Below are 23700 nucleotides of genomic sequence, written 5' to 3'. Positions count from 1 at the left end.
GTATGGGACAAAAGACAAATCCAATTGGAAATAGACTTGGTATCATCAGAGGGTGGGACTCAAACTGGTATGGTGGAAATGACTACGGTGATAAAATCGCTGAAGACTACAAAATCAGAAAGTATATCCATGCACGTTTATCAAAAGCTAGTGTGTCTAAGATAATTATCGAGAGAACTTTAAAACTTGTAACCGTTACTATCACTACTGCTAGACCTGGTATTATTATCGGTAAAGGTGGTCAAGAGGTAGACAAGTTAAAAGAAGAACTTAAGAAAATTACAGATAAAGAAGTTCAAATCAATATTTTTGAAATCAAAAGACCTGAGTTAGATGCTTTTTTAGTGGCTAACAGTATTGCACGTCAAATCGAAAACAGAATCTCGTACAGAAGAGCTATTAAAATGGCTATTTCTGCTGCAATGAGAATGAATTCTGAAGGGATTAAAGTGTTAATTTCTGGTCGTTTGAATGGTGCTGAAATGGCGCGTTCAGAAGGTTTTAAAGATGGTAGAATTCCTTTGTCAACTTTCAGAGCTGATATTGATTATGCATTGGCTGAAGCTCATACTACTTATGGTAGAATGGGAATTAAAGTATGGATAATGAAAGGTGAGGTTTACGGTAAGAGAGATCTTTCTCCGTTAGTAGGTATGGACAAACAAAAGTCTAAATCTGCAGGATCTGGAAAAGGTAAACCAAACAGAAGCAAAAGAAAGTAATTTTTTAAACTAAAGAAAAATGTTACAGCCTAAAAGAACAAAATACCGTAAGGTACAAAAAGGTAGAATGAAAGGTAACTCTCAAAGAGGGCATGAACTTTCAAATGGAATGTTTGGTATTAAATCTGTACATGAAAATGGAATGTTCTTAACTTCTCGTCAAATCGAAGCAGCTCGTATTGCAGCTACTCGTTATATGAAGAGAGAGGGACAATTATGGATTAAAATATTCCCAGACAAGCCTATTACTAAAAAGCCTCTTGAAGTACGTATGGGTAAAGGTAAAGGTGCAGTTGAATACTGGGCTGCAGTTGTTAAGCCAGGAAAAATAATGTTTGAAGTTGGTGGAGTTCCACTTTCTGTAGCAAAAGAGGCTTTACGTCTTGCCGCTCAAAAACTTCCTGTTAAAACTAAGTTTGTCGTTGCTAGAGATTTTCAAGCATAATCTAAATTTATTATGAAACAATCAGAAATAAAAGATCTATCTGCAGTAGAATTGCAAGAGAAGCTTAGTCAATTAAAGAAAACGTATGCTGATTTAAAAGCAGCTCACACGATTTCACCAATTGAGAATCCTCTTCAAATAAGAACTATTAGAAGAGCTGTAGCTAGAATTGCTACAGAGTTAACTAAAAGAGAGTTACAATAATTGTATTCTGCTGAAAGATGGAAAAAAGAAATTTAAGAAAAGAAAGAGTTGGTGTTGTTACTAGTAACAAAATGGAGAAATCTATTGTTGTTTCAGAAACAAAAAGAGTAAAACACCCTATGTATGGTAAGTTCGTGTTGAAAACGAAAAAATACGTTGCACACGACGAAACAAACGACTGTAACATTGGAGATACTGTAAGAATTAGCGAAACGCGTCCTTTAAGTAAATCTAAATGTTGGAGATTAGTTGAAATCATTGAAAGAGCTAAGTAATTATGGTACAACAAGAATCAAGATTAAAAGTAGCAGATAACACAGGAGCAAAAGAAGTTTTGACTATCCGTGTTTTAGGAGGAACGAAACGTCGTTATGCCTCTGTTGGAGATAAAATTGTAGTTTCTGTTAAAGATGCTACTCCAAACGGTAACGTAAAAAAAGGAGCAGTTTCTACAGCAGTAGTTGTACGTACAAAGAAAGAAGTGAGAAGAGCAGACGGATCTTATATCCGTTTTGATGATAACGCTTGTGTTTTGTTAAATGCAACTGGTGAAATGAGAGGAACACGTGTTTTTGGTCCAGTAGCAAGAGAACTTCGTGATAATAAATTCATGAAAATTGTATCATTAGCACCAGAGGTGCTTTAATATCTAAAATGATGACAAAGCTAAAAATTAAATCTGGAGACGTAGTTAAAGTTATTGCTGGAGACCATAAAGGTTCTGAAGGTAAAGTTTTACGTGTTATCCGTGATAAAAATAAAGCGGTAGTTGAAGGTGTTAACATGGTTTCAAAACATACGAAGCCAAGTGCAAAAAACCCTCAAGGAGGTATCGTTAAGAAAGAGGCTCCAATGCATATTTCTAACTTGTCTTTAATTGATCCTAAATCAAAAGAGGCAACTAAAGTTGGATTTAAAGTTGAAGGAGATAAGAAAATCAGATTTTCAAAGAAATCTAATCAAGTATTATAGTAATGGCTTATATACCTAGATTAAAAGAAGAATATAAGAGTAGAGTGATCTCTGCTCTTACAGAAGAATTCGGTTACAAAAATGTTATGCAAGTTCCTAAACTTGAAAAAATTGTTGTAAGCCGTGGAGTTGGTGCAGCTGTGTCTGACAAAAAGTTAGTTGATTATGCTGTAGAAGAAATGACTAAAATTACTGGTCAATTAGCAGTAGCTACAATTTCTAAAAAAGATGTTGCATCTTTTAAATTAAGAAAAGGAATGCCGATTGGTGCTAAAGTAACTTTACGTGGTGAAAGAATGTATGAGTTTTTAGATAGACTTATTACATCTTCATTACCATCTGTTAGAGACTTTGGTGGAATTAAAGCTACTGGTTTTGATGGTAGAGGTAATTATAATTTAGGAGTTTTAGAGCAAATCATTTTCCCTGAAATTGATATTGATAAAATTAACAGAATCTCTGGTTTTGATATTACTTTTGTTACTACTGCAAATACAGATACAGAAGCTAAAGCATTATTAACAGAACTAGGGTTACCTTTTAAAAAGAACTAAGATATGGCTAAAGAATCAATGAAAGCCCGCGAGGTTAAAAGACAAGCAATTGTAGATAAATATGCTGAAAAGAGAGAAGCTTTAAAAAAAGCAGGAGACTATGAAGCATTGCAAAAATTACCTAAAAATGCTTCTCCAGTACGTTTGCATAATCGTTGTAAGTTAACTGGAAGGCCAAGAGGTTACATGCGTCAGTTTGGTATTTCACGTGTTACTTTCCGTGAGATGGCTAATCAAGGTTTGATTCCAGGTGTTAAAAAAGCATCTTGGTAATCTCGTAAAAAGTTATTACTTTTGCAATCCAAATAAAAATTAACTGGTTATAGGTTCGTTTGGTGAGTGCCAAACGAAAACCCTAACCGCAATTCTATACAAATGTATACAGATCCAATTGCCGATTATCTTACAAGAGTTAGAAATGCAGTTGCTGCAAACCACAAAGTGGTTGAAATTCCTGCTTCTAACCTTAAAAAAGAAATCACAAAGATTTTATTCGATCAAGGATATATCTTAAGTTACAAATTTGAAGACAACTCTGTTCAAGGGACTATCAAAATTGCTCTTAAATATGATAAAGAGACTAAAGAGTCTGTTATCAAAGATATCCAAAGAATTAGTAAACCAGGTTTACGTAAATATTCAGGTTCTTCTACTTTACCTAGAATCTTAAATGGTTTAGGTATTGCTATCGTTTCTACATCAAAAGGTGTAATGACTGGTAAGCAAGCAAAGCAACTTAATGTTGGTGGAGAAGTTATTTGTTACGTATATTAATAAAAAGACGAAGAATGTCAAGAATAGGTAAAAATCCAATTGCAATACCAGCAGGAGTAACTGTAGAGGTGAAAGATGCTGTTGTTACAGTAAAAGGAAAATTAGGCGAGCTTTCTCAGGAGTTTTCTGATGTTACGGTTAAAATTGAAGATAACAATGTTATCGTTGAGCGTTCATCTGATCAAAAAAATGAGAGAGCGAAACACGGACTTTATCGTTCTCTTATAAACAATATGATTATAGGGGTTTCTGAAGGTTTTACAAAATCATTAGAATTAGTTGGTGTAGGTTATAGAGCTTCTAATCAAGGTCAAAAACTTGATTTAGCTTTAGGATTTTCACACAATATAGTTTTAAATATTGTACCAGAAGTTCAAGTGGAAACTATATCTGAAAAAGGTAAGAATCCAATAGTAAAATTATCATCATTTGACAAACAATTATTAGGTCAAGTTTCTGCTAAAATCAGAGGTTTCCGTAAACCAGAGCCATACAAAGGTAAAGGGGTTAAGTTTGTAGGTGAAGTATTAAGAAGAAAAGCAGGTAAATCAGCTTAAAAATTAAGACTATGTCATTAACAAAAACTGAAAGAAGACAGAGAATAAAATTCAGAATTAGAAAGACTGTTAGCGGTACTGCTGCTCAGCCAAGACTTTCTGTATTTAGATCTAATAAAGAAATCTATGCTCAAGTCATAGATGATGTAAACGGTGTAACACTAGTTTCTGCATCTTCACGTGAAAATGAAGTTGTAAAGGGTACAAACGTTGAAACTGCTAATGCGGTTGGAAAATTAGTTGCTGAAAGAGCACTTAAAGCTGGTATCAATACAATATCTTTTGATAGAGGAGGGTATTTATATCATGGACGTGTAAAATCATTAGCTGAAGGAGCTAGAGAAGCAGGACTTAAATTCTAAGAAATTATGTATCAAAATTATAAAAACGTAGAACTAGTTAAACCAGGTGGTCTTGATTTAAAAGATCGTTTGGTTAATGTAAACCGTGTAACTAAAGTTACTAAGGGAGGTAGAGCATTTGGTTTTTCTGCAATTGTTGTAGTTGGAGACGAGCACGGTGTTGTAGGTCATGGTTTAGGAAAATCTAAGGATGTATCTGAAGCTATTGCTAAAGCAGTAGAAGATGCTAAGAAAAACTTAGTTAGAATTCCTTTATATGGTCATACTGTACCTCACGAACAAAAAGGAAAATTTGGAGGAGCTAGAGTTAATTTAATGCCTGCATCGCATGGTACCGGAGTAATTGCTGGTGGTGCTGTTCGTTCGGTATTAGAGTCTGTAGGGATTCATGATGTATTGTCAAAATCTCAAGGTTCTTCAAATCCTCATAACGTTGTTAAAGCTACTTTTGATGCTTTATTACAAATGAGAAGTGCTGCAACAGTTGCAAAACAAAGAGGACTTTCTCTAGATAAAGTATTTAAAGGATAAAATTCAAGGAAAAATGGCAAAAATATTAGTAAAACAAGTAAAAAGTAAAATCAACTGTCCTCTTGATCAAAAGAGAACATTGGAAGCTTTAGGTCTTCGTAAAATGGGACAAGTTGTTGCGCATGATGCAAATCCTGCTATCCTTGGAATGGTAAATAAAGTTAAACACTTAGTTTCTGTAGAAGAAACTAAATAATAATATTCGTTATGAATTTAAGTAACTTACAACCGGCTGAAGGGTCAACACATAACCAAAATAAAAGATTAGGTAGAGGAGAAGGTTCTGGAAAAGGTGGTACTGCTGCACGTGGACACAAAGGAGCAAAATCTCGTTCTGGTTATTCTAAGAAAATTGGTTTTGAAGGAGGGCAAATGCCACTTCAAAGACGTGTGCCTAAGTTTGGTTTCAAAAATATCAACAGAAAAGAGTACCAAGGTATAAATCTTGATACAATTCAAATGTTAGTAGATAACGGTGTGATAACTGATACACTTGATTTTTCAGTGTTAGTTGAAACTCGTTTAGCTACAAAAAATAGCTTAGTAAAGATTTTAGGAAGAGGTGAGCTAAAAACTAAATTAAAAGTAAGTGCTCACAAATTTACTGCAACTGCAAAAGCGGCTATAGAAGCTGCTGGTGGAGAAGTAGTAAGTTTATAATCTAATTAGTAAAATGAAGAAATTTATAGATTCATTAGTCAATGTTTGGAAAATAGAAGAGTTAAGAAATAAAATAACTTTTACTTTACTTATTTTGCTTGCGTATCGTTTTGGTGCACAAGTAACTCTTCCAGGTATTGATGCTACTCAATTAGGAAACCTTTCAAATCAAACTGACGAAGGTATTGGTTGGTTAATTAATGTATTTACAGGAGGTGCGTTTTCGCAGGCTTCTGTATTTGCATTGGGTATTATGCCTTACATTTCAGCATCTATTGTTGTTCAGTTAATGGGAATTGCAGTTCCATATTTACAAAAACTTCAAAAAGATGGTGAAAGTGGTAGAAAAAAGATCAACCAAATTACAAGATGGTTAACTATCCTTATTACTCTTGTTCAAGCGCCAGGTTATATTTATAACCTTAACACGACTTTACCTAGTGAAGCGTTTGTTCCTGAGTTTTTCTCATTCTTTTTCTTATCAATTTCAGTGCTTATTTTAGTCACAGGAACGATATTTGCAATGTGGTTGGGTGAAAAGATTACTGATAAAGGTATTGGTAATGGTATCTCATTATTGATTATGGTGGGTATTATTGCAAGAATGCCTCAGTCTTTCATTCAAGAAGTTACTTCTAGAACTACACAGGCTAATGGAGGTGTTATGATGATTGTATTGGAACTTATCTTATGGTTCTTAGTTATTATAGCTTGTATCCTGTTGGTTATGGCAATGAGAAGAATTCCTGTACAGTATGCAAGAAGAACTGTTTCTGGTGAGTTTGAAGAAGATTCAATGGGAGGATCAAGACAATTTATTCCCTTAAAGCTTAACGCATCTGGTGTAATGCCAATCATATTTGCACAAGCAATTATGTTTATACCTGCTGCAGTTTCTGGTTTAGCTAAAGAATCAGACACAGCACAGTCGTTAGCTGGAATGTTTAATGATCCTTTTGGGTTAGTATATAATATAGTATTTGCTTTGTTAATAATAATTTTTACGTATTTTTACACCGCAATTACTGTACCAACAAATAAAATGGCTGATGATTTAAAGAGATCTGGTGGTTTTATTCCTGGTTTTCGTCCTGGTGTTGAAACTGGTGATTACTTAGATAAGATCATGTCTTTAATTACGTTTCCTGGCTCTCTATTTTTAGCGATTATAGCGGTTTTACCTGCTGTTGTTGTTAGTTTATTGGGAGTTCAAGGGGCTTGGGGTTATTTTTATGGAGGAACATCATTATTGATTATGGTCGGAGTTGCAATTGATACAATTCAACAAATTAATTCATATTTGTTAAATAGACATTATGATGGTTTGATGAAGAGTGGTAAAAATAGAAAAGCAGTAGCTTAATTTTTTATGGCAAAACAATCAGCAATAGAACAAGACGGATCAATTATCGAAGCATTATCAAATGCAATGTTTCGTGTTGAGTTAGAGAATGGACATATAGTAATCGCTCATATTTCTGGAAAAATGCGTATGCATTATATTAAATTATTACCAGGAGATAAGGTAAAACTTGAAATGAGCCCTTACGATTTGTCTAAAGCAAGAATTACATATAGATACTAAAGCTACTAAAATGAAAGTAAGAGCATCAGTTAAAAAAAGAAGTGCCGAGTGCATTATTGTGCGTAGAAAAGGAAGATTATACGTTATTAACAAAAAGAATCCTAGATTTAAACAAAGACAAGGATAATTATGGCTAGAATTGCAGGGGTAGATATACCTAAACAAAAAAGAGGAGTTATCGCATTAACCTATATATTTGGTATAGGTGCTAGTAGAGCTAAAGATATTTTAGCTAAAGCTAGTGTTAGTGAAGATAAAAAAGTTCAAGATTGGAACGATGATGAAATTAGCGCCATCCGTGAGGCTGTTTCATTTTTCAAAATTGAAGGAGAATTACGTTCAGAAATTCAATTAAACATTAAACGTTTAATGGATATTGGATGTCAAAGAGGTATTCGTCATAGAGCTGGACTTCCGTTAAGAGGTCAAAGAACTAAGAATAACTCTAGAACTAGAAAAGGTAAAAGAAAAACTGTTGCTAATAAGAAAAAAGCAACTAAATAATAAGTAAGTATGGCTAAAGCAACAGCAAAAAAACGTAAAGTTATCGTTGAATCTACTGGAGAAGCTCATGTTAGTGCTACTTTTAATAATATCATTATTTCTTTAACAAACAAGAAAGGTGAAGTTATTTCTTGGTCTTCAGCTGGTAAAATGGGTTTCAGAGGTTCTAAAAAGAACACTCCATATGCAGCACAGTTAGCATCTGAAGATTGTTCAAAAGTAGCTCTTGAAGCTGGACTTAAAAAAGTAAAAGTTTACGTTAAAGGTCCTGGTAACGGTAGAGAATCTGCTATTCGTTCTATCCACAATAGTGGTATCGAAGTTACAGAAATTATCGATGTTACTCCTATGCCTCATAATGGGTGTAGACCTCCAAAGAGAAGAAGAGTTTAATATCAAATATATTTATTATATATTTGCACTCTTAAAAAAAAATAATTTAGTATAAACTAGATAGAATTACGATTATCGAAGGATTTGACCTGAATTCATAATCTCTATCTTAAAAAAATTGAAATGGCAAGATATACTGGTCCAAAAACAAAAATTGCTCGTAAATTTGGCGAAGCAATATTCGGAGAAGATAAAGCTTTCGAAAAAAGAAATTACCCACCTGGCCAACATGGAATGGCTAAAAGAAGAGGTAAAAAATCTGAGTACGCTGTTCAGTTAATGGAAAAGCAAAAAGCTAAATATACTTATGGTATTTTAGAAAAGCAATTCAGAAACTTATACAAAAAAGCTGCTGCAGCTTCTGGTGTTACAGGTGAAATTTTACTTCAATTATGTGAATCTCGTTTAGATAACGTTGTATATAGAATGGGTGTTGCTCCTTCTCGTAGAGCTGCTCGTCAAATCGTTTCTCACAGACATATTACAGTTAATGGAGAATTAGTAAATGTTCCTTCATATCACTTAAAAGCAGGAGATAAAGTTGCTGTTAGAGCAAAATCTAAATCTTTAGAAACAATTGCAAATTCTTTAGCAAGTGCTTCACAAGTTTATGAATGGATTACTTGGAATAATGATACAATGGAAGGTACTTATGTTGCTGTTCCTCAAAGATTACAAATTCCTGAAAACATTAAAGAGCAACTAATCGTTGAGTTGTATAACAAATAAAATCTGACATTAGTCGAATTATATGGCATTATTTAATTTTCAAAAGCCCGATAAAGTTATCATGATCGATTCAACCGATTTTGAAGGTAAATTCGAATTTAGACCTTTAGAACCTGGTTACGGATTGACAGTTGGTAATGCATTAAGAAGAGTTTTGCTTTCTTCTTTAGAAGGATACGCTATTACATCTGTTAGAATGGAAGGAGTTGAACATGAATTCTCTACTATTTCAGGTGTTGTAGAAGATGTTACAGAAATTATATTAAATCTTAAACAAGTTCGTTTTAAAAGACAAATTGAAGATATTGATAATGAGTCTGTTTCTATTTCTTTAACAAATAAGGAGCAAATAACTGCAGGTGATTTCCAAAAATTTATTTCTGGTTTTCAAATTTTAAACCCTGATTTAGTTATTTGTAATTTAGATAGCAAAACAACTATCAACATGGAACTTTCTATCGAAAAAGGTAGAGGTTATGTTCCTGCTGAAGAAAACAAAAAAGCGAACGCACCCATTGGTACAATTTATACTGACTCAATTTACACTCCAGTAAAAAATGTAAAGTATTCAATTGAAAACTTTCGTGTGGAACAAAAAACCGATTATGAAAAATTAGTTTTCGAAATCCAAACTGATGGTTCTATTAATCCTAAGGATGCTTTAACTGAAGCAGCTAAAACGTTGATTCACCACTTTATGTTGTTTTCTGATGAAAGAATTACACTTGAGGCTGATGAAATTGCTCAAACAGAATCATATGATGAAGAGTCTTTACATATGAGACAATTATTGAAAACTAAATTAGTTGATATGGACTTGTCTGTTAGAGCTTTAAATTGCTTAAAAGCGGCAGAAGTTGATACATTAGGAGACTTAGTTTCTTTCAATAAGAATGATTTAATGAAGTTCAGAAACTTTGGTAAAAAGTCTCTTACAGAACTTGATGAATTAGTTGCGGCTAAAAATCTTTCTTTTGGAATGGATTTAAGCAAATATAAATTAGATAAAGAATAAATTCTTCATATTTTGCTCTCCATAGTGGATTGCAGCAAGATGAAGGTTAAATAGTTAGTCATGAGACACGGAAAAAAATTCAACCATTTAAGTAGACAATCAAGTCACAGAAAAGCTATGTTAGCTAATATGGCTTGTTCGTTAATAGAACACAAGCGTATTAATACAACTGTTGCTAAGGCAAAAGCTTTAAAAGTGTTTTTTGAGCCTCTTGTTACAAAATCAAAAGATGATACTACTCATAACAGACGTATCGTATTCTCTAAATTAAGAGATAAATATGCTGTTACTGAATTATTCAGAGAAGTAGCTGCTAAAGTTGGTGATCGTCCAGGAGGATATACACGTATTATTAAATTAGGAAATCGTTTAGGAGATAATGCGGATATGGCAATGATCGAATTGGTAGATTTCAATACCATTTATACTGCTGGTAAAAAAGAAGTTAAGAAAACTACTCGTCGTGGTAAGAAAAAAGCAGATGTTGCTGAAGCTCCAACTACTGATGCTTCTGAAAACACAAATGCTCCAGAATAATCTTAAAGTTTTTATAAAAAAAGAGACATATTGTAAAATATGTCTCTTTTTTATTACATTTGCTTACAAAAAAAATATTTTATGAAATATATTATTTTATTCTTACTTGTTTCTTCTTCATTATTTGCGCAAAGCGATAATCAATTTGATTTTAATAATTCTTCAGCTACTTCAGGTATTAATGATGAAGTTAAAATGAATGGTGCTTGGATTGTTTCTAAACCAGTAAAGTCTCAAATTGAAGGTTCAGTATATTTGTTTCCTACTTGGAGTGGAAACTTTGTGATGCAATCTAAAAGTGGTAGTAGATTCACTTTAGATAATTTAAATTATAACATAAAGACTAAAGAGTTAGAAACTAAATTTTCAAGAGATTCTGTTTTTCAGTTTAATAAAAATGACTTAAACTTTGTTTATTACAATTCCAAAACTTATAAATTATTTAATGGCGAGTTGTTACAAGTTTTAAATGTTGATGGGAATTATAATTTTTTTAAAAAATTTGATGTTTCTGTTGTTGATGGTGTTCTTAACCCATTAACTCAGGTAACTTCGCCTAGTTTTTATAAGACTAAAGAAGAATATTTATATTTAAATGGTACATCTTTGGAAACTCTTAAGTTGAAGAAAAAATTTATTTTAAAAATTTTCAGCGATAAAGAAAAAGAAATTAAAGCTTTTGTTTCAGATGAAAAGTTGTCTTACTCTAACGAGGATGATGTAGTAAAAATATTTAAATTTTATTTTTCTAAATAGCTTAAAAAAAGGATAAACATTGTTTATCCTTTTTTTATATACCTTTTTTTCAATTTTTAATTTAAATTTGCATAATCAACAACAACAACAACACACAATGAAATACATTAATCGCTCACAAGCTTTATTGCTATTAAAAGACGGTACTGTCTTTTATGGTAAATCAATTGGTATAGAAGGAAAGACTTTTGGAGAAGTTGCTTTTAATACTGGAACTACAGGCTATCAAGAGATTTTTACTGATCCTTCTTACTTTGGTCAAATTATGGTTACAACTAATGCTCATATTGGAAATTATGGCACTAACCAAGAAGAGGTTGAGTCAAATTCGGTAAAAATATCTGGTCTTGTATGTAAAAATTTTAGTTTCAATTATTCTAGAGAAAATGCAGAGCAAAGTTTGTATGATTATTTAGAAAAAGAAAAATTAATAGTAATTTCTGATGTTGATACTAGAGCATTAGTGAGTTATATTAGAGATAATGGCGCAATGAATGCTATTATTTGTACAGATGGAACTCCTGCTGAAGAGTTAATGAAAGAGTTTGATTCTATGCCTGATATGAAAGGTCTAGAATTAGCTTCTAAAGTTTCTACTAAAGAGCCTTATTTTTATGGAAACGAAAATTCCAAATACAAAATTTCTGCTCTCGACTTAGGCATTAAAACGAATATTTTACGAAACTTGGCTTCAAGAGATTGTTATGTTAAGGTTTTTCCATACAATGCTTCATATGAAGAAATGAAAGCGTTTTCTCCAGATGGTTATTTTCTTTCCAATGGTCCTGGTGATCCAGAGCCTCTTATAAGTGCGCAACAAGTTGCTAGAGAAATTATGAGTGAAAATAATCCACTATTTGGTATTTGTTTAGGGCATCAAGTTATTGCTTTAGCAAATGGCATTTCAACTTACAAAATGTTCAATGGACATAGGGGTATCAATCATCCTGTGAAAAATTTAATTACTGGTAAAGGTGAAATTACTTCTCAAAATCACGGTTTTGCTGTAAATAAAGAAGAATTAGAAGCGCATCCTGATTTAGAAATTACGCATTTGCATTTAAATGACAATACTGTTGCTGGAATGCATTCTAAATCTAAAAACTGTTTCTCAGTACAATATCATCCTGAAGCAAGTCCGGGACCACACGATTCAACTTATTTGTTTGATCAATTTATAGAAAATATCAATTCGTTAAAAAAATAAAATATACAAGATGAGTATTATTATTAAAATTCATGCAAGACAAATTCTTGATTCTAGAGGTAATCCAACAATTGAAGTTGATGTAATTACAGATAATGGAACTTTAGGTAGAGCGGCTGTCCCAAGTGGAGCTTCAACAGGAGAGCATGAAGCTGTTGAATTAAGAGATGGTGGCAAAGAATTTATGGGTAAAGGTGTTCGTAAAGCAATCGAAAATGTAAACATTACTATTGCTAATGAATTACTTGGAACTTCAGTTTTTGAACAAAATGCTATCGATAAAATTATGATTGATTTAGATGGAACTCCAAATAAATCTAAATTAGGAGCAAATGCAATTTTAGGTGTTTCTTTAGCGGTTTCGAAAGCAGCAGCTAATGAATTAGGAATGCCTTTGTATAGATATGTTGGTGGAGTTTCCGCTAATACTTTACCGGTTCCAATGATGAATATCATAAACGGTGGCTCACATTCAGATGCGCCAATTGCTTTTCAAGAATTTATGATCATGCCTGTAAAAGCAAAAAACTTTTCGCATGCAATGCAAATGGGAACAGAAGTTTTTCATAATTTAAAGAAAGTTTTACACGATAGAAATTTATCTACTGCAGTAGGTGATGAAGGTGGATTTGCACCAAATTTATCAGGAGGGACTGAAGATGCATTAGACTCTATTAAATTAGCAGTTGAAAACGCAGGTTACGCTTTTGGAGAAGACATCATGATTGCTTTAGATTGTGCTTCGGCTGAATTTTATGTGAATGGAAAATATGATTACTCTAAATTTGAAGGTAAAACCGGAAAAATTAGAACTTCTCAAGAGCAAGCAGAATATTTGGCAGAATTGACAAATAAATATCCAATTATCTCAATTGAAGATGGAATGGATGAAAACGACTGGGAAGGTTGGAAGATTTTAACAGATTTAGTTGGAGAAAAAGTACAATTAGTTGGAGATGATTTATTTGTAACTAATGTAGAGAGATTATCAAAAGGAATTGATAAAGGAATAGCTAATTCAATTTTAATTAAAGTAAATCAAATAGGTACTTTAACCGAAACAATTGCTGCTGTTAATATGGCACATAATGCGGGTTATACATCAGTAATGTCTCATCGTTCTGGTGAAACAGAAGATTATACAATCGCTGATTTAGCAGTTGCTTTAAACTGTGGACAAATTAAAACAGGTTCGGCTTCTCGTTCAGATAGAATGTCAAAATACAATCAATTATTAAGAATTGAAGAAGAATTAGGAGAGGTTGCATATTTCCCGGGATCAAATGCTTTTAAGGTAAAAAAATAACTTTTTACAAAAAAATAAAAAAACCTGCTAATGTTAAGTTATTAGTAGGTTTTTTTATTTAAAAATTAACGATAAATTATTTAAAATAACTTTAAAATTAAATTTTTATTCGTTAAATTCGCAATGTTCGTAAAATTATAAAATACATTTAGTAAATATGTCAAAAACTGCAATATTAGAGCTAGATGGCAAAAAGTATGAGTTCCCTGTTTATGTTGGGACTGAAAATGAAGTAGCTATCGATATAGAAAAGTTGCGTGGAGCAACAGGTGCAATTACAATTGATCCAGGGTACAAAAATACAGGTTCTTGTAATAGTGAAATTACTTTTTTAGATGGTGAAGAAGGAATCTTACGTTATAGAGGTTATTCAATTGAAGAATTGGCTGATAAATCAAATTTTTTAGAAGTTTCTTATTTATTAGTTTTTGGTCAATTGCCAACTGCTAAACAGTTAGAGCAATTTGAAAATGACATAAGAAAATACACTTTAGTTAACGAAGAAATGAAAACTATTTTAGAGGGTTTTCCTAAAACAGCTCATCCTATGGGTGTTTTGTCTTCTTTAACAAGTGCATTAACAGCATTTAACCCAAAACCAGTGAATGTTGATAATGAAAAAGAATTATATGATGCAGTTTGCAAAACTATGGGGAAATTTATGGTTATTGCAACTTGGACATATAGAAGAAGAATGGGTTATCCTTTAAACTATTATGATAATACTAAGGGATATGTAGAAAATTTTATGCGTTTAATGTTTGAAATTCCTACTGAGCCATACAAAATGGATAACAAAGTAGTTGCAGCTTTAGATAAATTATTTATTCTTCATGCTGATCATGAACAAAATTGTTCAACATCTACAGTTAGAATTGTTGGTTCTTCTCATGCAGGTTTATTTGCTTCTATTTCTGCAGGTGTTTCTGCATTATGGGGACCGTTACACGGTGGGGCTAATCAGGCAGTTTTAGAAATGTTACAAGAAATTCACGATAATGGTGGAGATGTTGATAAATACGTTTTAAAAGCAAAAGATAAAGAAGATCCATTCCGTTTAATGGGATTCGGACACAGAGTTTATAAAAACTTCGATCCAAGAGCAACAATAATTAAAAAAGCAGCTGATGATGTTTTAACTGCTATGGGTGTAGATGATCCATTATTAGATATTGCTAAAAAATTAGAAAAAGTAGCTTTAGAAGACGAGTACTTCAAAGCTAGAAGTTTATACCCAAATGTAGATTTCTATTCTGGAATTATATATAGAGCAATGGGAATTCCTGTTGAAATGTATACCGTTTTATTTGCAATAGGACGTTTACCAGGTTGGATCGCTCAATGGAAAGAAATGAGATTAAATAAAGAACCTATAGGTCGTCCAAGACAAGTATATATGGGGGAAAATTTAAGAGCATTCGTCCCAGTTGAAAAAAGATAATTTTTAAATTATTGTATAAAAAAATCCCGATAAATCGGGATTTTTTTATACACAATATTTAGAAAAAGTGAAGCATACTATTTAATTCCTTTTCCTATCTTTGCCATACTATGTTATGGAATAACAATGTAAAAGCTAAAAAAGCCAATTTATGTTACAATTAAATGTAAAAAACGAGTCATCACGATTAAAAGCAGTGGTTTTAGGAACTGCAATAAGTAACGGACCAACTCCAACAGTAGAAGAAGCTTATGATCCAAAATCATTAGAACATATTCTAGCAGGAACTTATCCTGTAGAAAAAGATATGGTAAATGAAATGGAAGCTTTTAATAAAGTGTTTCAAAAATATGATGTAAAAGTCTTTAGGCCAGAAATTATTGAAAATTACAATCAAATTTTTACAAGAGATATTGGTTTTGTAATTGATGATACTTTTATTAAAGCAAATATTTTGCCTGATCGAGAACGCGAATTAGATGCTATTCAATATGTAATAGATCAAATAGATCCTAAAAAGGTAGTTCGTCCGCCAGAAGAAGTACATATAGAAGGTGGTGATGTTATGGTTTGGAATGATCATATTTTTATTGGGACATATAAAGGTTCAGATTATAAAGATTATATCACAGCAAGAACAAATATGGAAGGTGTAAATTATATTAAAAATTTATTTCCTCATAAAATTGTTAAAGAATTTGATTTGGTTAAATCAAAAATCGAAGCAAAAGATAATGCATTGCATTTAGATTGTTGTTTTCAGCCTGTTGGAAAAGATAAAGGAATTATTTACAAAAGTGGTTTCCGTGAAGAAGCAGATTATATGTATTTGGTGAATCTTTTTGGAAAAGAAAATTTATTTCACATTACAAGAGATGAAATGTACGGAATGAATTCAAATGTTTTTTCAATTGCTCCAGATGTTGTAGTTTCAGAAAAAAACTTCACAAGATTAAATACATGGTTAAGGGAAAACGGATTTACAGTGGAGGAAATTCCATATGCTGAAATTGCTAAACAAGAAGGTTTACTTCGTTGTTCAACTTTGCCATTAATTAGAGAATAATTTATATTAAAATACAAAATGAACCAAACTACAAATACAATATTAATGATTCGTCCGGTTGCTTTCCGTATGAACGAACAAACAGCTGTAAACAATTACTATCAAAAAGTTTTAGATGGACTTTTACCTGCAACTGTAAATGCAAAAGCACAAGAAGAATTTGATAATTATGTGGTGAAATTAAAAGCTGCAGGAGTGAACGTTATTGTGGTTGATGATACTCTTAAGCCAGACACTCCTGACAGTATTTTTCCTAACAATTGGGTTTCTTTTCATGAAAATGGAGATGTTGCTCTTTATCCTATGTTTGCAGAAAACAGAAGATTAGAAAGACGTGAAGAAATTTTAGATCTTTTGGAAGAAAAAGGATTCAAAATTGAGAACATTGTTGATTATACTTCTGCTGAAGAAGATAATTTATTTTTAGAAGGTACGGGAAGTATCATGTTAGACAGGGAAAATGAAATTGCTTACTGCGCCTTGTCTCCAAGAGCAGATGAAGAACTTTTTATTGAGTTTTGTGAAGATTTTCATTACGATCCAGTAATTTTTGAAGCTTTTCAAACGTTACCAAATGGCGAAAGAAAACATATTTACCATACTAATGTAATGATGTGCTTAGCGGAAACTTTTGCTGTTGTTTGTGCAGATTGTATTGATGTTAAAGCAGAACAAAAAAATGTTTTAAAGCGTTTAAAAAATAGTGGTAAAGAAGTAATTTTAATTTCGGAAGAACAAGTAAATAATTTTGCCGGAAATATGTTGCAAGTGCGCGGTGCAAATGACGAGTTGTTCTTAGTTATGAGTAACGCTGCTTACCAATGTTTAACAAAAGAGCAAATTACTAAAATAGAAAAACATTGTAAAATTATTTATGCAAGTTTAGATACTATTGAGCTTTGTGGTGGCGGAAGCGCTCGTTGTATGATGGCTGAAGTTTTCTTGCCAAAAGCATAATCGATGTTGTCAAAAAAAACAAAATATGGAATAAAGGCGTTAATTTATATTGCAAAGCAAGATAATTTAATGCCTGTTCTAATTTCTGAAATTTCTGAAAAAGAAAATATTTCTAAAAAATTTTTAGAGGCTATTTTGTTAGATTTAAAGAAAATTGGTTTGGTAGGTTCTAAAAAAGGGAAAGGTGGTGGTTACTACTTAATGAAAAACCCAAAAGAAATTTCTGTTGCAACAATTATTAGGTTTTTAGACGGGCCAATAGCTATGTTACCTTGCGTAAGTTTAAATTTTTATGAGAAATGCGATGATTGTCCTAGCGAAGAAACGTGTGGCTTAAATAAGTTAATGATTCAAGTTAGAGATAATGCATTGAGTGTTTTAGAAAAGAAAACATTATACGATTTAATAACTTTTTGATTTTTTTTACCAAATTAGTCTACTTATTCGATAGACTAATAGTATATTTGAAAAAAAATAGAATAGTTGAAATGATACTCGATTTAATAAGATCTAAAAAACCTTTAGAAAAACATAAAGAAGTCAAAGTATCTGCGTTAAAAGCGGTTACTTGGAGAATTGTAGGTACTATTGATACTACAATTATTTCTTATATAATGACTGGAAGTTTTAAAATTGCCTTTTCAATTGGCAGTTTTGAAGTTTTTACAAAAATGATATTGTATTTTTTTCATGAAAGAATTTGGGCAAGATGGACAAAATAAAATCACTTTTAGAAGAGTATAACAATAAAATAGCAACGCTCAACTTAGCAGAAAGTTTACAATATGTTGCTAATACCATTGAAGGGAAACATGTTTTTTCAACTTCATTTGGTATTGAAGACCAATTAATTCATCATTTTTTAGACCAATTCGAAAATGAGGTTTCTATTTTTACATTAGATACAGGAAGACAATTCAATGAAACCTACGAAGTCTTCCAAAAAACACAAGATAAATACAAACAAAAAACAATTCATGTCTATTATCCTAATGAACTTGATATTCAAGACTATGTTTCAAAAGACGGAGTCAATGGTTTTTATGACAGTATTGAAAGTAGAAAGAGTTGTTGTTTCGTAAGAAAAGTTAAACCCTTAAAAAAAGCTATTGCAGGTGCTAATTTATGGATTACTGGTTTACGTGCAGAACAATCGCAAAATAGAGAAACCATGCAGTTTTTAGAATGGGATGAAGACAACCAATTGATAAAATTCAATCCTTTATTGAAATTCTCTTTAGAAGAAGTAGAAGAATTGGTTGCCCAACATAATATCCCAATAAACAGTTTGTACAAAAAAGGCTACCTAAGTATAGGTTGTGCACCTTGTACTCGTGCTCTTGAAGAAGGAGAAGATTTTAGAGCTGGTAGATGGTGGTGGGAAAATGGTAAAAAAGAATGTGGCTTACACATTCATCAAGATAAAAATAATTAATAACAAATGAAAGAAATGAGAAATCATTTAGAGGAATTAGAAAACGAAAGTATTTATATTTTAAGAGAAGTCGCAGCCCAATTTCAAAAACCAGTCTTGTTGTTTTCTGGTGGAAAAGATTCCATTACAGTAGCAAGATTAGCGCAAAAAGCCTTTTATCCGGCTAAGATTCCGTTTGCTTTTATGCATATCGATACCGGTCATAATTTTCCAGAAACGATAACTTTTCGTGATAAATTAATAGCTGAATTAGATGTCGAATTAATCGTTCGCTATGTTCAAGATAGTATTAATTCAAATAAAGCACAGGAAGAAACAGGTAAGTATGCGAGTAGAAATTCGTTGCAAACCGTAACGCTTTTAGATGCTATCGAAGAATTCGGGTTTGATGCTTGTATTGGCGGAGCGCGTCGTGATGAAGAAAAATCTAGAGCCAAAGAACGCATCTTTTCAGTAAGAGACGATTTTGGACAATGGGATGCTAAAAAACAACGTCCGGAAATGTTTACAATTTTGAATGGTAAAATCAACTTTGGTGAAAACGTAAGAGCTTTTCCTATTAGTAATTGGACCGAAGAAGATGTGTGGAGTTACATCAAACAAGAAAATTTAGAATTGCCTTCTATTTATTTCGCTCACGAACGCAAATTAGTAAAAAGAGACGGAGCCGTTTTAGCACACTCAGCGTATTTGAATTTGGTGGAAACCGATGAGATTGTTACCGATATTGTTCGTTTTCGTACGGTTGGAGATATGACATGTACAGCAGCTTTACCATCAAATGCAGCTACAATTGATGAAGTAATGTATGAAAACAAAGCATCAAAATCATCAGAAAGAGGAGCGAGGATAGATGATAAACGATCGGAAGCCGCTTTGGAACAAAGAAAAAAGGGAGGCTATTTTTGATGATTGGATCTTTGGATTATTAGATTTTTCGAAGAATCGAAGAATCGAACTTTCCAAGAATCGAAGAATCGTACTCTCAAATAATCTAACTATCGAATAAAAAAATGGAATTACTTAAAATAAATACAGCAGGAAGTGTCGATGACGGGAAAAGTACTTTAATAGGTCGTTTTCTGTATGATAATAATGCATTGACAATCGAGCAAGAAGAACTTGTTCGTAAAAAAACAAAAGAAAAAGGATTAGAAGATTTAGATTTTTCTGTGATTACTGATGGTTTAATTGCAGAACGAGAACAAGGAATTACTATCGATGTGGCTCATATCTACTTTTCTTCGGAAACTAGAAAGTTTATTATTGCTGATAGTCCTGGTCATGTGGAATATACTCGAAACATGGTGACTGGTGCTTCTAATTCCGATTTGTCGATTATCTTAATTGATGCTCGTAAAGGCTTATTGGAACAAACGCATCGTCATTATTTTATTAGTCGTATGTTGCGTTTGCAACAAGTGGTGTTTTGTATCAATAAAATGGATTTAGTCGAATATAGTGAAGATGTTTTTCTAAACATAGCTGCCGAAATCGACAAAATGGTGAAGCAATTAGAACCTATTCAACAAGATATTGCCATTATCCCAATTAGTTCTTTAAAAGGAGATAATGTAGTGCATGTTTCCAAAAATACACCTTGGTATAATGGAGAAACCTTGTCAACTGTTTTACATGGTTTCTCTAAGAAAGTAGAAAACACAAAACCATTTAGAATGGATGTGCAGCAAGTATATCATGTCCAAAATGATAAGTTTATAGATTACAGGTCGTATGCAGGTAGAGTAAGTTCTGGAAGTGTGAAAGTAGGAGATGTATTGAGTGTTTTGCCGTCTGAAAAAAAATCAGAAGTAATTGAAATTAGAAAATTTACAACGACTCTATCAGAAGCTAATACTGGTGATTCTATTCAAATTAGATTAAAAGACGAAATTGATATTAGCAGAGGAATGCTTTTGGCAAAAGAAACTACTCCTTTTCTTTTCGAAAAAGAAGTACAAGCACGTATAGTATGGTTAGACGAAAAACCTGCTAATTTAAGTGCAAAATATCATTTACAAGTTGCTTCAAGAACTACTTTTTGTAAAATTCAAGAAGTAAATTATTTAATAAATCCTGAAAATCCTTTAGAAAATTTTGAAGGATCTAGTATTGAATTAAATACTATTGCAGTTGTAAATTTAAAACTTGCAAATGCTCTTTTCTTAGATAAATTCTCAGAGAATAAAGCAAATGGAGCATTTATTTTAATTGATATGCAAACAAATAATACAGTTGCTGTTGGTTTTGTAGAATAAATTATTTAAAAGAAAACCTTAAAATACAAATTGTTTTAAGGTTTTTTTTTAAGGTTCTAATTGGTTCTTATTAATAATTAAAATGCAGTAGCTAATATATTTACAAGAGAACTACTTATATATTGAATACCAATTGCAATTACAATAAAACCAATAATACGTGAAATTGCTACAATACCCGATGCTCCTAATATTTTTGATAAGTAATGAGCGCTTTTTAAAATAAAAAAAATAGTAAGTGCTACACATAAGATAGCTGCACATGTAATAATTTTATCGGAAATTTCTGGTTGTTCTTGATACATAGCTATTAATAATGACATAGAGCCTGGGCCTGCGAGCATTGGCATTGCTAAAGGGGTAAGTGCAATGTCGTTTCTGTGCATAGCGTCATTAGTAACTTTTTTATTTAATCCTTTTCGCTTACTTATGTTTCCAGACAATAAAGAAAAGCCAGAATTAACAATAATAATTCCACCGGCAATTCTTAAAGCATCAATGCTAATTCCAAAAAAGTTAAGCACATATTCTCCAATAAAAAAGGATATTAAAAGAATTATAAAAACGTTTATAGCTGTCCAAATTGAAATTCTCGAGCGTTCTTTTTTGCTGTCATCTTGAGTTAGTCCAACAAAAATAGGAATTGCTCCTAAAGGATTAAGAACAGAAAATAGTGCGGCAAATACATAAATAAATAGCTCCATAATTTTTTTTGCAAAGATATAGCTACTTTTTTTAAATAGCTTTTAATGTAATGTTAACTCAAAGTTATAATTATTTTAGTAATTTTATATAAATATTCTAAATATGTGAAATCACAAATACTAATATTGTTTTTTAAACTATCTAAAAAAGTAAGCGATACACATTTCTAAAAAATAATAATATTTACATATGAAAACACTTGTTATAGGGGCTTCTACAAATAAAGAACGATATTCTTATAAAGCAATAAATAATTTATTAGCAAAAAGTCATCAAGTTGTGGCAATTGGAGCTGCAAAAGGAATGGTTTTAGATGTGCCTATTGAAACTGAAAAACTAGATTTTCATGCAATTGATACTATTACACTTTATATTAATCCAAAAGCACAGCAAGAATATTACGATTATATTTTATCATTAAAGCCAAGAAGAGTAATTTTTAATCCTGGAACTGAAAATGAAGAGTTTGAACAAATTCTAAAAGCTAATAATATTGCTTTTGAAGAATCTTGTACTTTAGTTTTGCTTGCTACGAATCAATATTAATCCTAAGAAAGTTAGTATTCCGTTTACGATTAATATTTCAAATCCAAAATTAAAACCAAACCATTCAAAACTGTAGTTGTTTAATAATAAAGAAATTACTACTGCTAAAATGGCTACAATTGGTACAAGAACATCTTTGACTTTCCATTTGGTAAATAAACCAAAACTATAAAGACCTAATAATGGCCCATAAGTAAACCCTGCAAATTTTAATACTTTATCAATGATACTTGAATCATTAAAGGCGTATTTGAAAAATAAGATTACAAAAATAGAAATTACTACAAACATTAAATGAATTCTTTTTCTTATTGTAACCTGTTTTACTTCATCGTATTTTTTCTCAATATCAAGAATATCAATACTAAAAGAAGTGGTTAATGATGTTAAAGCACTATCTGCACTTGAATAAGCTGCGGCGATAAGGCCAAGTAAAAAACTAAATGCTACGACTATTCCTAAATGCTTATTGGCTAAAATTGGAAATAAAGCATCACCATGAGCGTTAATACCATATTTTAAGGCATATTCTGTAAATAATAATCCTAAAACAAGAAAGAAAAAATTAACAATAGTAAGTACAATTGTAAACCAAAACATGTTTTTTTGCGCATCTTTTAGTGTTTTACATGTTAGGTTTTTTTGCATCATATCTTGGTCTAGACCTGTCATAACAATTGCTATAAAAGCACCAGATAAAAATTGTTTCCAAAAATAAGTTGGTTTATGTATGTCTTCAAAAAAGAAAGTTTTAGAAAAATCACTATCCGCTATAAAAGAAGAAAAATTTGAAATATTTAAACCTAAATCTTCAGAAACTACAACAATACAAATTCCAACAGATACTAACATGAAGAATGTTTGAAGTGTATCGGTCCAAATAATAGTTTTAATTCCAGATTTAAAAGTATATAGCCAAATTAATAAAATTGTTGCAGTTACGGTTATCCAATATGAAATGCCAAGTGGTTCAAATACTAAAGTTTGCAAAACATCGGCAACTAAAAGTAATCTTAAATTAGAGCCAACAGTTCTAGAGATAATAAAAAACCAAGCTCCTGTTTTATAAGAATATTTCCCAAATCGATCTTCTAAATACGTGTAAATAGAGGTTAAATTAAGTTTATAGTATAGTGGGAGTAAAACGGTAGCAATAATAAAGTATCCAACAATGTATCCTAAAACAATTTGAAAATAAACAAATTGAGAGCCTTCTACTTTTCCAGGAACGGAAATAAATGTTACTCCTGAAAGAGAAGATCCAATCATTCCAAAAGCTACTAAATACCAAGGCGATTGCTTGTTTGCTTTAAAAAAAGAGTCGTTATTTGAAACTTCTTTCTTTCCTGTAAAGTAAGAGAACAAAATAAGTACACTAAAATAAGATAGTATTAATATAAGAATTGATATTGGGCTCATAGTTTTTGCTTAATTTCAAACAAAGATAAAAGAATATATTAATAATAAAATGACTTACTT

At 31.6% G+C, this 23700-nt stretch carries 36 protein-coding genes; 34 read left to right on the top strand and 2 right to left on the bottom strand.

The window, feature by feature from the left end; all coding sequences use genetic code 11:
- The first annotated feature begins 2 nt into the window (after positions 1 to 2).
- From rpsC to OLM55_RS00970, 33 genes are all read left to right on the top strand, one after another.
- Positions 3 to 722 carry a 30S ribosomal protein S3 gene (gene rpsC / locus OLM55_RS01130; RefSeq protein ID WP_264559585.1) on the top strand — a complete coding sequence of 240 codons (720 nt, stop codon included), beginning with the start codon at positions 3 to 5 and terminating at the stop codon, positions 720 to 722.
- A 19-nt stretch (positions 723 to 741) separates the two neighbouring features.
- Complete coding sequence (gene rplP / locus OLM55_RS01125; protein ID WP_264559584.1) at positions 742 to 1167, top strand: 50S ribosomal protein L16; 426 nt, start codon at positions 742 to 744, stop codon at positions 1165 to 1167.
- Between the two features lie 12 nt (positions 1168 to 1179).
- Positions 1180 to 1371, top strand: a complete 192-nt coding sequence (rpmC, locus tag OLM55_RS01120) for a 50S ribosomal protein L29 (RefSeq protein WP_264559583.1) — start codon at positions 1180 to 1182, stop codon at positions 1369 to 1371.
- Between the two features lie 17 nt (positions 1372 to 1388).
- Positions 1389 to 1646 carry a 30S ribosomal protein S17 gene (gene rpsQ, locus OLM55_RS01115; RefSeq protein ID WP_264559582.1) on the top strand — a complete coding sequence of 86 codons (258 nt, stop codon included), beginning with the start codon at positions 1389 to 1391 and terminating at the stop codon, positions 1644 to 1646.
- A 2-nt stretch (positions 1647 to 1648) separates the two neighbouring features.
- Positions 1649 to 2017, top strand: a complete 369-nt coding sequence (gene rplN / locus OLM55_RS01110; protein WP_264559581.1) for a 50S ribosomal protein L14 — start codon at positions 1649 to 1651, stop codon at positions 2015 to 2017.
- Positions 2018 to 2028: 11 nt separating this feature from the next.
- On the top strand, positions 2029 to 2343 hold the full coding sequence (gene rplX / locus OLM55_RS01105) for a 50S ribosomal protein L24 (protein WP_264560642.1): 315 nt from the start codon (positions 2029 to 2031) through the stop codon (positions 2341 to 2343).
- 2 nt (positions 2344 to 2345) lie between these two features.
- Positions 2346 to 2897: a 50S ribosomal protein L5 gene (gene rplE, locus OLM55_RS01100; protein ID WP_264559580.1), complete on the top strand. Its 552-nt coding sequence runs from the start codon at positions 2346 to 2348 to the stop codon at positions 2895 to 2897.
- 3 nt (positions 2898 to 2900) lie between these two features.
- Positions 2901 to 3170, top strand: a complete 270-nt coding sequence (gene rpsN / locus OLM55_RS01095) for a 30S ribosomal protein S14 (RefSeq protein ID WP_091467597.1) — start codon at positions 2901 to 2903, stop codon at positions 3168 to 3170.
- A gap of 102 nt (positions 3171 to 3272) precedes the next feature.
- Complete coding sequence (rpsH, locus tag OLM55_RS01090) at positions 3273 to 3671, top strand: 30S ribosomal protein S8 (RefSeq protein ID WP_264559579.1); 399 nt, start codon at positions 3273 to 3275, stop codon at positions 3669 to 3671.
- 14 nt (positions 3672 to 3685) lie between these two features.
- Entirely contained in the window at positions 3686 to 4228 is a 543-nt protein-coding gene (gene rplF, locus OLM55_RS01085) for a 50S ribosomal protein L6 (RefSeq protein WP_264559578.1), read from the top strand.
- An 11-nt stretch (positions 4229 to 4239) separates the two neighbouring features.
- The gene (rplR, locus tag OLM55_RS01080) at positions 4240 to 4590 is read left to right on the top strand and encodes a 50S ribosomal protein L18 (RefSeq protein WP_264559577.1); all 351 of its coding nucleotides are present in this window, start codon (positions 4240 to 4242) and stop codon (positions 4588 to 4590) included.
- Positions 4591 to 4596: 6 nt separating this feature from the next.
- Positions 4597 to 5121, top strand: a complete 525-nt coding sequence (gene rpsE / locus OLM55_RS01075) for a 30S ribosomal protein S5 (RefSeq protein WP_264559576.1) — start codon at positions 4597 to 4599, stop codon at positions 5119 to 5121.
- Positions 5122 to 5134: 13 nt separating this feature from the next.
- A complete protein-coding gene (gene rpmD, locus OLM55_RS01070; RefSeq protein ID WP_264559575.1) occupies positions 5135 to 5317 on the top strand; it encodes a 50S ribosomal protein L30 in 183 nt (60 codons plus the stop codon).
- A gap of 11 nt (positions 5318 to 5328) precedes the next feature.
- Positions 5329 to 5781 (top strand): 50S ribosomal protein L15, encoded by a 453-nt coding sequence (gene rplO, locus OLM55_RS01065; RefSeq protein WP_264559574.1) that lies wholly within the window; start codon positions 5329 to 5331, stop codon positions 5779 to 5781.
- Positions 5782 to 5794: 13 nt separating this feature from the next.
- The gene (gene secY, locus OLM55_RS01060; protein WP_264559573.1) at positions 5795 to 7144 is read left to right on the top strand and encodes a preprotein translocase subunit SecY; all 1350 of its coding nucleotides are present in this window, start codon (positions 5795 to 5797) and stop codon (positions 7142 to 7144) included.
- Positions 7145 to 7150: 6 nt separating this feature from the next.
- Positions 7151 to 7366 (top strand): translation initiation factor IF-1, encoded by a 216-nt coding sequence (infA, locus tag OLM55_RS01055; RefSeq protein ID WP_007136545.1) that lies wholly within the window; start codon positions 7151 to 7153, stop codon positions 7364 to 7366.
- Positions 7367 to 7376: 10 nt separating this feature from the next.
- Positions 7377 to 7493, top strand: a complete 117-nt coding sequence (gene ykgO / locus OLM55_RS01050; RefSeq protein ID WP_002987490.1) for a type B 50S ribosomal protein L36 — start codon at positions 7377 to 7379, stop codon at positions 7491 to 7493.
- 2 nt (positions 7494 to 7495) lie between these two features.
- Positions 7496 to 7870, top strand: a complete 375-nt coding sequence (rpsM, locus tag OLM55_RS01045; RefSeq protein ID WP_264559572.1) for a 30S ribosomal protein S13 — start codon at positions 7496 to 7498, stop codon at positions 7868 to 7870.
- Between the two features lie 9 nt (positions 7871 to 7879).
- Entirely contained in the window at positions 7880 to 8263 is a 384-nt protein-coding gene (rpsK, locus tag OLM55_RS01040; RefSeq protein WP_264559571.1) for a 30S ribosomal protein S11, read from the top strand.
- A gap of 123 nt (positions 8264 to 8386) precedes the next feature.
- Complete coding sequence (rpsD, locus tag OLM55_RS01035; protein WP_264559570.1) at positions 8387 to 8992, top strand: 30S ribosomal protein S4; 606 nt, start codon at positions 8387 to 8389, stop codon at positions 8990 to 8992.
- A 22-nt stretch (positions 8993 to 9014) separates the two neighbouring features.
- Positions 9015 to 10007 carry a DNA-directed RNA polymerase subunit alpha gene (locus tag OLM55_RS01030; RefSeq protein WP_264559569.1) on the top strand — a complete coding sequence of 331 codons (993 nt, stop codon included), beginning with the start codon at positions 9015 to 9017 and terminating at the stop codon, positions 10005 to 10007.
- 60 nt (positions 10008 to 10067) lie between these two features.
- Positions 10068 to 10544, top strand: a complete 477-nt coding sequence (gene rplQ, locus OLM55_RS01025) for a 50S ribosomal protein L17 (protein WP_264559568.1) — start codon at positions 10068 to 10070, stop codon at positions 10542 to 10544.
- 81 nt (positions 10545 to 10625) lie between these two features.
- On the top strand, positions 10626 to 11300 hold the full coding sequence (locus OLM55_RS01020) for a hypothetical protein (protein ID WP_264559567.1): 675 nt from the start codon (positions 10626 to 10628) through the stop codon (positions 11298 to 11300).
- A 97-nt stretch (positions 11301 to 11397) separates the two neighbouring features.
- The gene (carA, locus tag OLM55_RS01015) at positions 11398 to 12507 is read left to right on the top strand and encodes a glutamine-hydrolyzing carbamoyl-phosphate synthase small subunit (protein WP_264559566.1); all 1110 of its coding nucleotides are present in this window, start codon (positions 11398 to 11400) and stop codon (positions 12505 to 12507) included.
- 10 nt (positions 12508 to 12517) lie between these two features.
- Positions 12518 to 13813 carry a phosphopyruvate hydratase gene (gene eno, locus OLM55_RS01010; RefSeq protein ID WP_264559565.1) on the top strand — a complete coding sequence of 432 codons (1296 nt, stop codon included), beginning with the start codon at positions 12518 to 12520 and terminating at the stop codon, positions 13811 to 13813.
- Between the two features lie 157 nt (positions 13814 to 13970).
- Positions 13971 to 15254 carry a citrate synthase gene (locus OLM55_RS01005; RefSeq protein ID WP_264559564.1) on the top strand — a complete coding sequence of 428 codons (1284 nt, stop codon included), beginning with the start codon at positions 13971 to 13973 and terminating at the stop codon, positions 15252 to 15254.
- Between the two features lie 151 nt (positions 15255 to 15405).
- Positions 15406 to 16320 (top strand): dimethylarginine dimethylaminohydrolase family protein, encoded by a 915-nt coding sequence (locus OLM55_RS01000; protein WP_264559563.1) that lies wholly within the window; start codon positions 15406 to 15408, stop codon positions 16318 to 16320.
- An 18-nt stretch (positions 16321 to 16338) separates the two neighbouring features.
- The gene (ctlX, locus tag OLM55_RS00995) at positions 16339 to 17277 is read left to right on the top strand and encodes a citrulline utilization hydrolase CtlX (protein WP_264559562.1); all 939 of its coding nucleotides are present in this window, start codon (positions 16339 to 16341) and stop codon (positions 17275 to 17277) included.
- 3 nt (positions 17278 to 17280) lie between these two features.
- Positions 17281 to 17694 carry an RrF2 family transcriptional regulator gene (locus tag OLM55_RS00990; protein WP_264559561.1) on the top strand — a complete coding sequence of 138 codons (414 nt, stop codon included), beginning with the start codon at positions 17281 to 17283 and terminating at the stop codon, positions 17692 to 17694.
- Positions 17695 to 17765: 71 nt separating this feature from the next.
- Positions 17766 to 17999: a DUF2061 domain-containing protein gene (locus OLM55_RS00985; RefSeq protein ID WP_264559560.1), complete on the top strand. Its 234-nt coding sequence runs from the start codon at positions 17766 to 17768 to the stop codon at positions 17997 to 17999.
- The gene (locus OLM55_RS00980; RefSeq protein WP_264559559.1) at positions 17987 to 18712 is read left to right on the top strand and encodes a phosphoadenylyl-sulfate reductase; all 726 of its coding nucleotides are present in this window, start codon (positions 17987 to 17989) and stop codon (positions 18710 to 18712) included. The genes OLM55_RS00985 and OLM55_RS00980 overlap by 13 nt, the downstream gene beginning before the upstream one ends.
- A gap of 6 nt (positions 18713 to 18718) precedes the next feature.
- Positions 18719 to 19621 carry a sulfate adenylyltransferase subunit CysD gene (gene cysD, locus OLM55_RS00975; protein WP_264559558.1) on the top strand — a complete coding sequence of 301 codons (903 nt, stop codon included), beginning with the start codon at positions 18719 to 18721 and terminating at the stop codon, positions 19619 to 19621.
- Between the two features lie 104 nt (positions 19622 to 19725).
- Complete coding sequence (locus tag OLM55_RS00970; RefSeq protein ID WP_264559557.1) at positions 19726 to 20970, top strand: sulfate adenylyltransferase subunit 1; 1245 nt, start codon at positions 19726 to 19728, stop codon at positions 20968 to 20970.
- A 77-nt stretch (positions 20971 to 21047) separates the two neighbouring features.
- Here the strand turns inward: OLM55_RS00970 and OLM55_RS00965 are convergent, their stop codons facing one another.
- A complete protein-coding gene (locus tag OLM55_RS00965; protein WP_264559556.1) occupies positions 21048 to 21674 on the bottom strand; it encodes a MarC family NAAT transporter in 627 nt (208 codons plus the stop codon).
- Between the two features lie 190 nt (positions 21675 to 21864).
- Between OLM55_RS00965 and OLM55_RS00960 the strand changes: the two genes are divergently transcribed.
- Positions 21865 to 22221 carry a CoA-binding protein gene (locus OLM55_RS00960; protein ID WP_264559555.1) on the top strand — a complete coding sequence of 119 codons (357 nt, stop codon included), beginning with the start codon at positions 21865 to 21867 and terminating at the stop codon, positions 22219 to 22221.
- Here the strand turns inward: OLM55_RS00960 and OLM55_RS00955 are convergent.
- Entirely contained in the window at positions 22192 to 23640 is a 1449-nt protein-coding gene (locus OLM55_RS00955; protein WP_264559554.1) for a sodium:solute symporter, read from the bottom strand. The two genes, OLM55_RS00960 and OLM55_RS00955, sit on opposite strands and share 30 nt — an antisense overlap.
- Positions 23641 to 23700: the final 60 nt, after the last annotated feature.

It is taken from the genome of Flavobacterium sp. N2270, from assembly GCF_025947225.1.
Lineage (GTDB): Bacteria > Bacteroidota > Bacteroidia > Flavobacteriales > Flavobacteriaceae > Flavobacterium.
Note: the sequence above shows the minus strand (reverse complement) of the source record. Positions and strands in the feature narration are given on the sequence as shown.

Coding starts and splice junctions, on each gene's coding strand:
- rpsC (WP_264559585.1), top strand. CDS start 3: ATGGGACAAAAGACAAATCCAATTGGAAATAGACTTGGTATCATCAGA.
- rplP (WP_264559584.1), top strand. CDS start 742: ATGTTACAGCCTAAAAGAACAAAATACCGTAAGGTACAAAAAGGTAGA.
- rpmC (WP_264559583.1), top strand. CDS start 1,180: ATGAAACAATCAGAAATAAAAGATCTATCTGCAGTAGAATTGCAAGAG.
- rpsQ (WP_264559582.1), top strand. CDS start 1,389: ATGGAAAAAAGAAATTTAAGAAAAGAAAGAGTTGGTGTTGTTACTAGT.
- rplN (WP_264559581.1), top strand. CDS start 1,649: ATGGTACAACAAGAATCAAGATTAAAAGTAGCAGATAACACAGGAGCA.
- rplX (WP_264560642.1), top strand. CDS start 2,029: ATGACAAAGCTAAAAATTAAATCTGGAGACGTAGTTAAAGTTATTGCT.
- rplE (WP_264559580.1), top strand. CDS start 2,346: ATGGCTTATATACCTAGATTAAAAGAAGAATATAAGAGTAGAGTGATC.
- rpsN (WP_091467597.1), top strand. CDS start 2,901: ATGGCTAAAGAATCAATGAAAGCCCGCGAGGTTAAAAGACAAGCAATT.
- rpsH (WP_264559579.1), top strand. CDS start 3,273: ATGTATACAGATCCAATTGCCGATTATCTTACAAGAGTTAGAAATGCA.
- rplF (WP_264559578.1), top strand. CDS start 3,686: ATGTCAAGAATAGGTAAAAATCCAATTGCAATACCAGCAGGAGTAACT.
- rplR (WP_264559577.1), top strand. CDS start 4,240: ATGTCATTAACAAAAACTGAAAGAAGACAGAGAATAAAATTCAGAATT.
- rpsE (WP_264559576.1), top strand. CDS start 4,597: ATGTATCAAAATTATAAAAACGTAGAACTAGTTAAACCAGGTGGTCTT.
- rpmD (WP_264559575.1), top strand. CDS start 5,135: ATGGCAAAAATATTAGTAAAACAAGTAAAAAGTAAAATCAACTGTCCT.
- rplO (WP_264559574.1), top strand. CDS start 5,329: ATGAATTTAAGTAACTTACAACCGGCTGAAGGGTCAACACATAACCAA.
- secY (WP_264559573.1), top strand. CDS start 5,795: ATGAAGAAATTTATAGATTCATTAGTCAATGTTTGGAAAATAGAAGAG.
- infA (WP_007136545.1), top strand. CDS start 7,151: ATGGCAAAACAATCAGCAATAGAACAAGACGGATCAATTATCGAAGCA.
- ykgO (WP_002987490.1), top strand. CDS start 7,377: ATGAAAGTAAGAGCATCAGTTAAAAAAAGAAGTGCCGAGTGCATTATT.
- rpsM (WP_264559572.1), top strand. CDS start 7,496: ATGGCTAGAATTGCAGGGGTAGATATACCTAAACAAAAAAGAGGAGTT.
- rpsK (WP_264559571.1), top strand. CDS start 7,880: ATGGCTAAAGCAACAGCAAAAAAACGTAAAGTTATCGTTGAATCTACT.
- rpsD (WP_264559570.1), top strand. CDS start 8,387: ATGGCAAGATATACTGGTCCAAAAACAAAAATTGCTCGTAAATTTGGC.
- OLM55_RS01030 (WP_264559569.1), top strand. CDS start 9,015: ATGGCATTATTTAATTTTCAAAAGCCCGATAAAGTTATCATGATCGAT.
- rplQ (WP_264559568.1), top strand. CDS start 10,068: ATGAGACACGGAAAAAAATTCAACCATTTAAGTAGACAATCAAGTCAC.
- OLM55_RS01020 (WP_264559567.1), top strand. CDS start 10,626: ATGAAATATATTATTTTATTCTTACTTGTTTCTTCTTCATTATTTGCG.
- carA (WP_264559566.1), top strand. CDS start 11,398: ATGAAATACATTAATCGCTCACAAGCTTTATTGCTATTAAAAGACGGT.
- eno (WP_264559565.1), top strand. CDS start 12,518: ATGAGTATTATTATTAAAATTCATGCAAGACAAATTCTTGATTCTAGA.
- OLM55_RS01005 (WP_264559564.1), top strand. CDS start 13,971: ATGTCAAAAACTGCAATATTAGAGCTAGATGGCAAAAAGTATGAGTTC.
- OLM55_RS01000 (WP_264559563.1), top strand. CDS start 15,406: ATGTTACAATTAAATGTAAAAAACGAGTCATCACGATTAAAAGCAGTG.
- ctlX (WP_264559562.1), top strand. CDS start 16,339: ATGAACCAAACTACAAATACAATATTAATGATTCGTCCGGTTGCTTTC.
- OLM55_RS00990 (WP_264559561.1), top strand. CDS start 17,281: ATGTTGTCAAAAAAAACAAAATATGGAATAAAGGCGTTAATTTATATT.
- OLM55_RS00985 (WP_264559560.1), top strand. CDS start 17,766: ATGATACTCGATTTAATAAGATCTAAAAAACCTTTAGAAAAACATAAA.
- OLM55_RS00980 (WP_264559559.1), top strand. CDS start 17,987: ATGGACAAAATAAAATCACTTTTAGAAGAGTATAACAATAAAATAGCA.
- cysD (WP_264559558.1), top strand. CDS start 18,719: ATGAAAGAAATGAGAAATCATTTAGAGGAATTAGAAAACGAAAGTATT.
- OLM55_RS00970 (WP_264559557.1), top strand. CDS start 19,726: ATGGAATTACTTAAAATAAATACAGCAGGAAGTGTCGATGACGGGAAA.
- OLM55_RS00965 (WP_264559556.1), bottom strand. CDS start 21,674: ATGGAGCTATTTATTTATGTATTTGCCGCACTATTTTCTGTTCTTAAT.
- OLM55_RS00960 (WP_264559555.1), top strand. CDS start 21,865: ATGAAAACACTTGTTATAGGGGCTTCTACAAATAAAGAACGATATTCT.
- OLM55_RS00955 (WP_264559554.1), bottom strand. CDS start 23,640: ATGAGCCCAATATCAATTCTTATATTAATACTATCTTATTTTAGTGTA.